Genomic DNA, 12,504 nt, shown 5'->3' on the forward strand with positions numbered 1-12,504 from the left:
CATGATCAAAAAACTCATGCTGGGATTCCTATGCCTTTTCCTGACCACAGCGGGCCTTGCACAGTCCTTCCAGGTGCCACTAGTAAATACAGCCGATAGCCTCCGGTTAGCGCAGAAGATGCAGACGTTAGCGACGAACGTATTAACCGCTTATCAACCTCAAACTGATCAAAAGGCCTTTTTCGAGACAAAGTTTCGGCTGCAACTCGTAGCGGGCCAATACGCAGAAGCGAAGAAAAGTATTACGGTTGTGCGCTCGTTGTCAACCGATTCACTGGCGGAACTGCTCTATAAACAGTATGAACTTTTTGCCGAGGCTCGTATAGGTCAGTTACAGGACGAAGGGAGTTTTGCCACGCAATTTAAACCGTTGTTGAGTACGTTGTTCTCCGGATTAACGGATCGGCGGGCGTTGACTATTTCTACTGCTTTCGTCAGCCGGAATGGCGTAGCCAGTCTTCAAAATGACTTTGCTGCACTATTGGCTAAACATAAAACCGATAACCTAGATTTGGCAGAGGCCGTTGCACTCTGTACAAGTTATAATACATGGCAGGTTTATCGGCAGATCGAAGACACGGCCAAACCAATTTTAAAGGCTGACGATGAGCGTCGGTTTATCATTGACGATAGCGTTCTGATCAAAACCAAGGAAGGCGCTACTATTTCAGCTGTGGTGGTTCGTAAACGGGGCATTAAGACTCCGCAACCTACGGCGCTGTTATTCTTTATTTATTCCAATACGGATAGGAGTGTGGCTGAAGCCAAGTATTCGGCTACCCGAGGGTATGTCGGAATTGTGGCCGATACGCGGGGTAAACGATTGAGTCCAGACCCGATAGAGCCTTACGAGCACGAAGCCAGAGACGTGAATTCGGTCATTGACTGGATTGTTGAGCAATCCTGGAGCAACGGAAAGGTGGGTATGTACGGCGGAAGTTATTCAGGCTTTGCACAGTGGGCGGCCCTGAAATATCCACATCCAGCGCTGAAGACGATCGTTCCCTACGTCGCGGCTATTCCAGGACAGGGTTTGCCGATGGAGAATAATGTATTTCTGAACGCAAATTATCAGTGGGCGTTTTATGTGACGAATACGAAGTATCTGGATAATGAGGTTAATAACGACAACCAACGCTGGCGACGGATGCGTAACCGATGGTACGAATCGGGAGCGGCTTATAACCGGATCGACAGTATCGACGGGACGCCTAATCCCTGGTTACAACGCTGGTTGAAGCACCCGGACTACGACGCCTACTGGCAGAGCATGGTGCCCTATGGGCCTGAGTTTTCGACCATTAAGATTCCCATTTTGAGTATTACGGGCTATTATGATGACGGGCAAATTTCGGCCATGCAATACGTTACTGAGCATTATAAATACAACCCAACCGCCGAACATTATTTGATCATTGGTCCTTACGATCATTTTGGTGCCCAGCAGGGGGGCATTCCCGTATTGCGCGATTATCAGGTGGACCCCATCGCGTTGATCAATACCAGGAAAATCACCTTCGATTGGCTGGACTATATTTTGAAAGGGGGCACGAAACCAGCATTGTTGACGGATAAGATCAACTATGAGGTAATGGGGAGCAACACCTGGGGGCATGCTCCTTCGCTTGCCAAGATGGGTAAAACCAGCCTACGACTTTACCTGACAAACCAAAAAGAAGGCGAAAATTATAGGCTCAGTAAGCAACGGGCGAAAACGCCAAAAACACTAAAACAGGTAGTTGATTTGGCCGACCGGACTACCTCCAACAACGATTACTACCCAGACCCGATCATCCGAAAAACCTTGAACCGGACTAACGGGCTATTTTTTATCAGCGATTCCTTCGATCAGGAGGCTGCCGTCAGTGGAATGTTTTCGGGCGAACTAAAGGCGATGATCAACAAAAAAGATATAGATGTCGGGGTTGTACTCTATGAAGTAAGCCCACAGGGCGAGTATTTCGAATTGTCGTACTTTTTGGGCCGGGCCAGTTATGCCCGTGATGCGAGCCGTCGACAGTTGTTGCGCCCTGGGGTTTTGGAGACGATCCCCTTTTCAAAAACGAGATTCGTTAGTCGGAAACTAAGCAAGGGTAGCCGTTTGCTGGTGGTGTTGAATATTGATAAGAACCCGTTTGCTCAGATCAATTACGGCACAGGAAAAGACGTAAGTCAGGAGACAGTCAAGGATGCGGGGATGCCTTTGACGATTCAGTGGTCTACGGATAGCTATATCCAGATTCCCGTTCAGCTAGATCAATAGATATCTTTTCTGATCAAACATCGGCGTGTTTTTGTCATTCCGACCTTAGGAGGAATCTCAAGCTTGACTAATACCTAACGTTGAGATTCCTCCTAAGGTCGGAATGACAAAAACACCACTCAATCAATAGCAGTTTAAGTCAGCTCAAAAATTCAAAATAATAAGAGGCTGTCTAAAAATCAGATTTTTCAATTACTTACCTTACCCCCAACCCCCTGAAGGGGGCTTATTCCCACGATGAACTAAGCCCCCTTCAGGGGGTTGGGGGTAAAACCGAGACTGTTTTTATGAAATTTAGACAGTCTCTAAAGCCCTGAAAGTTTTAATTTTCAGGGCTTTGTACTTCTTTTATAAAGGAATACTTATTTCAGCGAATAAGCTTTTACCGTATTATGGAAGAAAGTTGGTACGAACAGCATTTTCGTGGCCGGGTAGTAGCCAATATCAGCCGTATTGATTTTCTCTTTTGAGCTATCCAGTTTCAGTTCTGTGCTGCCATCGGCGCGAACGTGCCAGATTTTACCAGCCCATTCAGTAACGATGTATTCCTTGTTTCCCAGCGCAACGATACCATCAATACCACCCGATACCTTGCCTAACGTGGTCAGTTTTTTGGTTTCCGGATTCATCGACAGTAGTGAACCATCACCATTGCCAATTAATACCTGCCCGTTCTCGACATAAAGGCCATTGGTTCCTTTTAGGGGATCGCCAGATAAGACAAGGCTGGTTTTTCCACCATTCAAGGCCCAGATTTTACTGTCGTTAGAGTCCGAAATGTATACGATATTTTTCTTGGTATCGACGGCAATATCATTGAGGAATTTAGCGCCATCAATGGGGTAGCGGTTGAGTACCTTTCCGGTTGCCAGCGAAATCTCGGCTACCTGATTCATTTCCGTAACGTACAGCTTATCGCCCAAAATGCCCATGCCTTTGGTCGAGTTGAGGTTTTCGGTAAATTTTAAGTTGATCACCTTGCCATCCAGCCCCACTTTAGCAATGAAACTGCCTTTGTTTTCGAGCTTGGGACCGCCATTGATACAGGCTACATAAAGTACTTTTTTAGCTGGATCAACCAAAACACATTCGGGCGTCGTTAAGGTGGTGTCGCTTTCCCAAACGGGCTTTAAGTCAACGGTTTGGGCCTGCGTGAATGCGATAGCACCGGCTGCTAGATTGACCAAAATAAGGGCAAATACTCTTTTCATAAGTTGTTTGTTTTGGGCTAATGAAAGATGGAGAACTACGTCTGGCGTGTAATACCTCGACTAAAGTAGATAATTCCAGCTAATTACTCACGGAGGCCTATGTTATCAAATTCGTATGAGGTTGAGCGGGCTGGTATTTACAGATCGAACTTTTCCAGTTTCCCGTTTCGATAGACATAGGCCTCGTACGAATGCTTGTCGATACTAAATACCTCTTCCAGCATCACTTTATCGGCCCATCGACTGAGAGCCGTTACCTTTGTTTGCTTAGCTAAGGGGAGTTCGTTGAAGGAGATGGTATGTTCAAACTCGAAGCCCTCATCGTATTCAAACTCCAGCGAAAACAGTTTATTCCGCCATTGAAGCTGCGTTGTCATACCATTGGCCACGGGCGAATAATCGATATCGACGGGTGTTTTGGTTAGTACCTGACCGGCGGCTTCCGTAAATAAACTCAAACCGGAAACCACCATAGCGGTATAACCTATCCGTCGGAACAGACCTTCGCTCAGGCGAGGAAGTACCCATTTCATTCCCCAGGAAGAAAGCATGGCCGCCAAGGCGATCATGGCCCCAAATGTCAGCGCTTTCCCGGTTAGTAATCCAAATGAAGCGTATAGAACCAGTTTTACCACATGCAGCATGACTTCATTAGCCGCTCGGGTAGCTACGATTTCTTCTTTGGTCATGCCGTACCGTAAATAGAATCGATTAAAAAGTAAACCCACCGCGCCCGTTAATCCCGAAACGAAGCCCGCAGCCAAACCAATGAGTGCCAGATAGCCTTTTGGTAAGGGATTCGTTTCTGCCAATTCCTTGCTGGGACGGAAAATCAAGGGCAGATTGGCCATTAAAAATAAGCCCATCAAGAGTTCCAGATAAAGCGGATTTATATAACTCAGCAATCGGGCACCCAACCATACGGCGGGTAGGGCAGGAGGCACAAACCAACCAACTACTCCCCAGCGAATGCGTGACCAGAAAGCCACAATACGGGAAATAGAACTGGATACGGTACCAATCGACAAGGCCGCCGGAACCTGAGCACCGGGTAGCAGCGAACCCAATATGGGTAGAAGTAAAAGCCCCGCTCCACCTCCACAAACTGCGCTGAGGGAGAACGCCAACAGAGCACAGCCAACTAATAACAAACCAGATAAAACCATGAATAACGTCAGTTCCTGACCATTGATACTGGATGCAAACTAAAGCAAGCAATCTGGAGCGATTTTGAAGTTTGCTGGTAGACGGCGGAAAGCCTATTGTCTGGGCCAAGCCGCTACGGCGGACCGTTCCAGCTTGGCCTTCGGTTATCAGAATTGCACAGGCCAAGCTGGAACGGTCCGCCGTAGCGGCTTGGCCCAGACAATACAACAGCTACAAGTACTCGCTACCGTTTAATAAGAGCAATAAAAGCTTAATAAGAAGTTACGAGATAGTTGTCAACTAATTGATTGATTGCGGTGTACTTTCAAAACTGCATAACGATGTCACTATCCAACTATCACCTGTTTGTGGGTCGCTACGACCGGGGCCTTATGGCGCCAGATGCCAATCACTTCGAGATAAAACTTAATACGGGCGCTGAGTTTTACCGAATTGCGGTTAATGTCCGTTCGCAGGATGGCTCCATGTTGATGGCCTTTGTCGACGATAATTATCAGCATGAATTATGCGCCCGTTTGCTCGAGGCATTCCCGCAAAATGGTAATTACAATATCAACGATACGGCCAAACGAAAGCAGTTTGGACTGGATTTTTTACGGCGGAATATGGTCGGCGATTTTAACAAAATGCTCGTTTTGCCCAATAATTTGCCGGGTTTAGATAACGATCTGGAAGATAAACTAATCTCAGCGCTTGACAGGTCGAAGGCAGATCCGAACGCCCGGATTTTTGCCTTTGGCGAGCAGTGGCCAAGTACGACCAAGCCCGATACCTATTTCCATGAGCTGAAAGATCAGGGATTGCATGATATCCATATGAACCAGGGAAATCCACGTGGCTCGTTCGAAAAAGATAATGGCGTTTTTCAGGATGGTGGCTTGCTGATTTACTATCCGAGCTTAAGTCGCTGGACGGCGATCCTGCTGGCTTTTCAGACCCAGTTTAACACGCTCAATCCGGCTACCTTACATACAGACGATCAGACGGGAAACCGGATTACGGGCACTTCAGATAACAATCCGCCAGTTGTGGATACGCAGTTAGATGGCGAGGTGGTCATTGTAGCCGCTTTAGTAAATCCTAAAGGCAACGAAGCCGGTAAAGAGAAAGTTATTCTGATTAACGTTACCGATACCGACATCTCACTCGATGGCTGGAAACTGGTCGATCGAAATCGGCAGGAGTTTGTGATTCATAACGTAACTATTGGCGCTTATGGCACTACCGAAATCAAGATCACAGCCGATAGTAATTTTAATCTGGCCAATAAAGGGGGCACCATCTCGTTGCTCAATAGCCAGGGTATAAAAACCAGCGGGGTTCAATACACGAAGCAACAAGGTCAGGTGGAAGGCAAACTAATTCGGTTTTAATTGCAGCTACTAAGCGCTCGTTTAACTTAGCCTTTACTTAGGAACAAGTACATTCGCTTAACCAGAGTACAAACTGTATGACCCGTGTTGATGAATTGCTGGAGTGCATTCGGATGGCTAATCAGGACCGGCGGAAGGACCTCCTCAAGGTTAAATATGAAGCCATGACTGAGGGCCCATTCCGATTTTACCGGGCTACACCCTACTTGTTTTATAAAGATTGGCCGATTGCCTCTTATGCGAAAGAACACCCAAATACCTGGGTTTGTGGCGACTTACACCTTGAAAATTTCGGCTCGTTTAAAGGCCAGAATAGATTGGTATACTTCGATATTAATGACTTCGATGAAGCTTTGTTAGCGCCCTGCACGGCCGATATTGGGCGACTTGTGACCAGTTTGTTTTTGGCGGGTGCGCCCAAATTATTAAATTATCCGGTTGAAACGAGTCGGTTTTTAGCGCAGCAATTTCTGGCAGCTTATACAAAAATGCTGTTGCAGGGAAAACCTCGGTCCATAGAACGGGAAACGGCGGATGGCGTTCTGAAGCAATTTCTGGCTAAAGTGGCTAAGCAAACACGGGCGGACCTGATTGAACGTTATACACGTGGCACAGGACTTAAACGAAAAATCGTTCATAAACAGATTCACCCTTTGGTTGGCGAGGAACGTGAATCTGTACGAAATTGGCTCACGACTGCTTTGCGAGAGCAAGACGGATACGAGCTTCGCGATGTGGCGCTCCGAATTGCAGGTACGAGTAGTATTGGGCTGAACCGCTATGTTGCGTTGGCAAAAGGCCCGACGGGCAAACTGCATTTGCTCGATGTAAAAGCCACTCGACCATCTGTTGCGGAACCTTATGTGGGCATATCTCAACCGTCCTGGTCAGATGAGGCCACTCGGGTTGTTACGTTGCAAAATCGGTTACAGGATGTCCCTCCCGCCAATCTTTGGTCAATGAAAGGTCCCAATGATGAATATTTTGTGGTGCGTTATTTACAACCGCAAGCGGATCGGCTTAAAGCAAAACGGATTCGGGCTATACAGCAACTACTTCCTTTAATCGAAACAATGGCACAGTTAACGGCCTCCGCTCATCTTCGTAGCGGGGGACGGGAGGGATCGGCCACCGCGGATCAATTGATTGATTTTGCGAATCAGTCAGACTGGGCTCCCGAGCTATTGGGAAGAGCAGAATCCTACGCATTGCAGGTATATCAGGATTATGCTCAATTTAAAGCCGCCTTTAAAGCCGGATGGTTCACTAAATAGTCCGTTTTTTCGAAGAAGTAATAAAAGACCTTGATCGTTTAATGGCTTCTAATTTTCTGACAGACAGAAAATTAGAATGATTAGGGTTGGAAATAGACGTCAACTGATCAGTGGCGGGACCGCCTATGTTTACATAATTGCATTTTGTTAAAATAGCTTAAACAGGCCAGTTCAGGTCATTTAGAGTGCAACGCTGGGTTTAGGAACCTCGTATCGGAAGTAGATATATCATTCGAACGAAGGTTAACTTAACCAAATCAAGATGAGAAATCTCGTTTTGACAATTGCGGACTCTGTTCGTTTTCAGGCGCGGAGTGTTCAGAAAGAGCCACTCAAATGGTTGCTCTTTGCGGGCGTAATGCTATCTCTTTCAGGTTGCTCGAATGAGACAGAGAAGGATATAGATATTGACCGGATACCGAGCGGACCCGACGAGAAACAGGCACTCAACAAATGGATTTCAACTTATCTGCACGAAGTAGTTGCGGATACCGAAACCGTGCAGCCTACTCTCGGCAAAAGTAGAACGACCGAAAGTGCCATCGAATCACGTTCGTCTACCCAGGCCGCTACGACTAACCTGAACGGTGATTTCATTTCCTGGTATGCCCAAACGGAACCTAACCAGAAAGATAGTTTGACCGGCAACCTAAAGAGCCTTGCCTTTAACACCTCAGATTCTAGCGCAGTCATTGCCAATTTGCTCTTTTCGGTTCCTGATTCACTTGTCCAGAAGCTAAATACTACGGAAGGAGATAGCGTGTTAATTGTTGGCCTGAACATCACGCTCGCGGGCGATACGATTTTGAGTCGCGAATGGACTACCGAAGGGGATATACCGCCAATTGCTGTAAGGCTATTAGCCAACCCGCGACAGATTGATACAACAAATAGCTCTATTTCGGTAGTCGAAATACCACCCAATCGGCTCCTGCTAGGAGATACAAATAAGGCGCTACAAAATGCTGCACTAGGGCCTATATGGGAAGAATTATCAGTTACCTCCTTCACCGTCCCTCCACTGAGCACCCTGTCATCGTTAGGGTCATTTATCGACAGGAAGTCGGAGGTAATTGAAATAACCATACCCGTAAACACAATTCACTGACCCATTCAGCAGAGCATCAGCACCAGTTGCTCGGTACAGCTTTGTGGCTAACTTCCTCGTAATCAATTTATTTTTCATATGCATTTTCGAACACCACTCTCTTCGAAACAATCAACAACTCTACTCACGCACAAGGTTATGAATCGAGTTCTATTTTTTATCTGTGTTGGCTGGACGGCACTGTTAGTTGGCTGCTCTGCCTCAGATGTTACAACGTTGGGCGATTGGATAACCAAGTCTGACCTTGATGGCGTGAGCCGCAGTGCCGCAACGGGCTTTATCATTGGGAATGTAGCCTATATCGGTACAGGTGTTAGCTCGTCGAATGAGTTATTGAAAGACTTCTGGGCCTATGATCAGTCAACGAATGCCTGGACCCAGATGGCCAATTTTGGCGGAGTAGCCCGGAGCGCGGGAGTCGGGTTCGCTGTGGGCACCAAAGGGTATGTTGGCACGGGTGCCGATGCGAACACGACTCGATTAAAAGACTTTTGGGAGTTTGACCCAACCGCTAATACGTGGGTGCAAATCGCTGATTTTGGCGGTACGGCACGACGCAATGCTGTGGCTTTTGCCGTAAATGACAAGGGTTACGTTGGCACAGGCTACGATGGAAATTACCTGAAAGATTTTTGGACGTATGACCCTGAAACGGCGAGTTGGGAAAAAACGACCTCGTTTGGCGGATCTAAACGAATAGGCGCCGTGAGCTTTGTGATAAACAATATAGCCTACGTGGCTACGGGGACAAACGGGTCGGCTTTAACCGATGTGTGGGCCTACGATCCGGCGCAGGATTTATGGATTGAAAAAGATGAATTCGATACCGACAATGGCGAATACGTGGCTCGTAGTTATGGCGTAGGTTTTGCCATTGGTACGCGGGGGTACATAACGGTTGGCGATGGTAGTGCGACCGTCTGGCAATACAATCCCGATGCCGACAGCTGGGCCGAGTTTGGGGTCTTTGAGGGCGGTACTCGTTTAAACGCGTTTGGGTTCGCCATTAATGGTAAAGGCTATATCACCACAGGTATCAACAGCACAACCAGTTACGATGATTTATGGGAATTTGACCCGACCATCGAACAGGATACCGACTCGAATTAACAGGCTAGCTGATTACAAACCTATAAGGTCTTTGAGACCTTATAGGTTTGTAATCATACAATTCCTCATGGTTACGACTCGAGAAATACATTTTGCGGGTACCTGTCCTTCTATTACCGAAATAGTAGGACGTGTTCGTCGGCAAACAGGGATTCCGGCTAGCTATGTAGCTGACAAATGGTTGTTGACAAATCCGTTCAATCAGGTCGATTTGTTTAGCCTTTATCAAGAGGGCAAGCATAAGATTGTATTGATCAGTGATGGCCCAACGACGGATTTGCTAGGGGCAACGCTAACGACGTTGTTGGCTATGGGTGGCTCATTTGCAGACTATACGGATTGAAGGGTAGTATTCAATTTGTGTGTATTGGCTATTTGTAATTGCTTATTTGTCTAAATAAGATAATAATGATTATTCGTATTGGTCAAGTGACTACTAAATCTGAGATATTTATTTAGAATCAATAAAAATAATTTTTATTTCACCGAATCCTGCCGTTCATTTGTAGCTCTTTAGAATATTTCTAAATAATAGTACAAATGAATATTGTCAAATTACTACATGTGTTATTTTTTGTGTCGGTAGCCATAGCCGCACAAGCTCAATCAGGAGGAACTATCCGGGGAATTGTAAAAACATCAGACGGAAACCCTGCTGAGGCCGTAACTGTCAGTTTGAAAGGAAAAGGGCAGGGGGCCATTACCAACTCGAAAGGCGACTTTACGATCAGCCATATCAAACCCGGTACGTACCAGCTCCAGGTATCGGCCATTGGCCTAAAAACTGTAGAGCAAACAATAACCACTAACGGCACTGAAACGGTTACGGTCGATTTCACGCTGACAGAAAATGCGTCGCAGTTGACAGAGGTAATCGTAAATGCCAGCCGCAACAACCGGTTTGCGCGTTCTTCCAGCGACTATGTTTCGAAGATGCCCCTAAAAAATCTGGAAAATCCGCAGGTGTATAATACAATCGGTAAGGAGTTGCTGACAGAGCAGCTCGTTTTTTCGGTTGATGATGCGATGCGTAACGCACCAGGCGTTCAGAAAATGTGGGAAGCTACAGGCCGGGCGGGCGATGGCGGCAGCTATTACAGTAGCCGTGGCTTCATTGTTCAGAGTCAGCTACGGAACGGTCTGGCTGGTAATGTGACCAGCGACATCGACGCGGCAAACCTGGAAAAGTTGGAAACAATAAAAGGCCCATCGGCTACTTTGTTTGGAAGTTCGCTTACGTCCTATGGCGGTTTGGTGAATCGGGTGACCAAGAAACCCTACGAAACTTTTGGGGGCGAAGTAAGCCTGTCGGCGGGGAGCTACGATTTTCAGCGCGCTAGCCTTGATCTAAATACACCCCTTAACAAAAGCCGGAATTTGATGCTGCGTTTAAACACAGCGTTCAACCACGAAGGCACCTTTCAAACACAGGGTTTCAGCCGTCGGCTTGCAGTAGCGCCAAGCTTGTTATTCAAACCCAACGATCGATTGTCCATTCAACTGGACGCAGAAATTTACCGGATTGAGGGCGTGGGTAAGCAGATTTTCTTTTTCTACGTACCCGGCAGTACGCTCGGCGCTTCCAGTGCCGATCAGTTAACTGTCGACTACCGTAACTCGTACATGGGGCCTGGCCTGACGCAGCAATCCCGCAGTACGAACCTCTTTGGTCAGGTAAATTATCAGATTTCTCAATCGTTCCGATCGTCGACTAATATCAGCACCAGCCACAGTTTCTCGAATGGATTCGGTCCCTATTTTTACATAATTCCAGATGGCAAAACATTGGGGTCGAATCTGTTAGTGCGAGCTGATCAATCGACCCGCAACAGTACCAACGATGTTCTGGAAGTCCAGCAACTGTTCAATGGTGATTTTCGATTGGGCAACTTACGGAACCGTGTCGTAATTGGGTTAGATTATCTGCATGTCAACTCGAATCAGCTCTTCTTTGGTAGCACCTACGATACTGCACCCATCACGTCGGGCTACGATTACAGCCAGTTTAGTGGAGCGGCTTTGGCTGCTTTGTACGCTACCAAAGCCCCCGATTTTACGTATCCTCTTTCGGGTATCAAGGACACCTACAGCGGCTTTTTGTCCGACGTACTTAACCTAACCGACCGATTGAGTGTATTGGCGGCTCTGCGGGTTGATAATTTCCATAACAAGGGTGGAATGGTTGGTACCGAAGTGGCTGGCTTTAACCAAACGGCGTTTTCACCCAAGTTTGGCTTAGTTTTTCAGCCTATTAAAGACAAGGTATCGCTATTTGCCAACTACCAGAATAGCTTCAATAACCAGGGCATTTACAACGCCTACGACGTGACTTCCGCTGACAGCCTGACCCAGAAATTTGCCAAATTGGAACAAGCGAACCAGTTTGAGGCAGGAGTGAAACTAAACGCCTTGAGTGGCCGCCTAACAACCACCATTAGCTATTACGATATTCAGGTGAAAAACCTGCTTCGTACCGATCCGAATCCGCTGGCAGCTGCCAAATTTGCCCAAACGCAGGATGGTACGCAGCTAAGCCGGGGTGTTGAGATCGACGTGATTGCGAATCCAATTACGGGGCTTAACGTAGTGGCTGGCTTTTCCTACAATGACTCCAAACTAACCAAAGCGGATGCCGATGTGGATGGCCGTCGACCTACAACGGCATCTTCACCTGTTCTGGCTAATCTATGGCTTAGCTATCGTTTTAACTCGTTTGGGCTACGTGGACTAGGTGTTGGTTTCGGTGGGAATTATGCGAGTGAGAACAAAATTCAGAATAGCGTAAGTATGGGCGTATTCAGCTTACCCGCCTACACGGTGCTTAACGCTTCGGCTTTCTATGACCGTCGCAAATTTCGGATATCAGCTAAAGTTGATAACCTGACCAATCAGCATTACTGGATTGGTTATACCACGATGAACGCTCAAAAGCTGCGGAATTTTGTAGGGAGTATTGCTTATAAGTTCTAGAACAGTTTTACCGGCTCACGTAAAGAGG

General features: G+C 46.9%; 9 protein-coding genes. 7 read left to right on the top strand and 2 right to left on the bottom strand.

The window, feature by feature from the left end:
* The first annotated feature begins 1 nt into the window (after position 1).
* On the top strand, positions 2 to 2,263 hold the full coding sequence (locus tag H3H32_RS06575) for a CocE/NonD family hydrolase (protein ID WP_240543676.1): 2,262 nt from the start codon (positions 2 to 4) through the stop codon (positions 2,261 to 2,263).
* A 362-nt stretch (positions 2,264 to 2,625) separates the two neighbouring features.
* On the opposite strand, the gene H3H32_RS06580 is transcribed toward H3H32_RS06575, so the two are convergent.
* Together H3H32_RS06580 and H3H32_RS06585 are read right to left on the bottom strand one after the other, a co-directional pair.
* Positions 2,626 to 3,474: an SMP-30/gluconolactonase/LRE family protein gene (locus H3H32_RS06580; RefSeq protein ID WP_182461932.1), complete on the bottom strand. Its 849-nt coding sequence runs from the start codon at positions 3,472 to 3,474 to the stop codon at positions 2,626 to 2,628.
* A gap of 137 nt (positions 3,475 to 3,611) precedes the next feature.
* Positions 3,612 to 4,640: a sulfite exporter TauE/SafE family protein gene (locus tag H3H32_RS06585; protein WP_182461934.1), complete on the bottom strand. Its 1,029-nt coding sequence runs from the start codon at positions 4,638 to 4,640 to the stop codon at positions 3,612 to 3,614.
* A gap of 321 nt (positions 4,641 to 4,961) precedes the next feature.
* On the opposite strand from H3H32_RS06585, the gene H3H32_RS06590 reads away from it, so the two are divergent.
* From H3H32_RS06590 to H3H32_RS06615, 6 genes are all read left to right on the top strand, one after another.
* Complete coding sequence (locus H3H32_RS06590; protein WP_182461936.1) at positions 4,962 to 6,014, top strand: DUF2278 family protein; 1,053 nt, start codon at positions 4,962 to 4,964, stop codon at positions 6,012 to 6,014.
* A gap of 77 nt (positions 6,015 to 6,091) precedes the next feature.
* Positions 6,092 to 7,288 (top strand): DUF2252 domain-containing protein, encoded by a 1,197-nt coding sequence (locus H3H32_RS06595; RefSeq protein WP_182461938.1) that lies wholly within the window; start codon positions 6,092 to 6,094, stop codon positions 7,286 to 7,288.
* A gap of 262 nt (positions 7,289 to 7,550) precedes the next feature.
* Entirely contained in the window at positions 7,551 to 8,396 is an 846-nt protein-coding gene (locus tag H3H32_RS06600) for a hypothetical protein (protein ID WP_182461940.1), read from the top strand.
* A gap of 138 nt (positions 8,397 to 8,534) precedes the next feature.
* On the top strand, positions 8,535 to 9,506 hold the full coding sequence (locus tag H3H32_RS06605; RefSeq protein ID WP_182461942.1) for a Kelch repeat-containing protein: 972 nt from the start codon (positions 8,535 to 8,537) through the stop codon (positions 9,504 to 9,506).
* 67 nt (positions 9,507 to 9,573) lie between these two features.
* Positions 9,574 to 9,849: a hypothetical protein gene (locus tag H3H32_RS06610; RefSeq protein WP_182461943.1), complete on the top strand. Its 276-nt coding sequence runs from the start codon at positions 9,574 to 9,576 to the stop codon at positions 9,847 to 9,849.
* Positions 9,850 to 10,046: 197 nt separating this feature from the next.
* On the top strand, positions 10,047 to 12,476 hold the full coding sequence (locus H3H32_RS06615) for a TonB-dependent receptor (protein WP_182461945.1): 2,430 nt from the start codon (positions 10,047 to 10,049) through the stop codon (positions 12,474 to 12,476).
* The last annotated feature ends 28 nt before the right edge of the window (positions 12,477 to 12,504 follow it).

This window comes from Spirosoma foliorum, from assembly GCF_014117325.1.
GTDB lineage: Bacteria > Bacteroidota > Bacteroidia > Cytophagales > Spirosomataceae > Spirosoma > Spirosoma foliorum.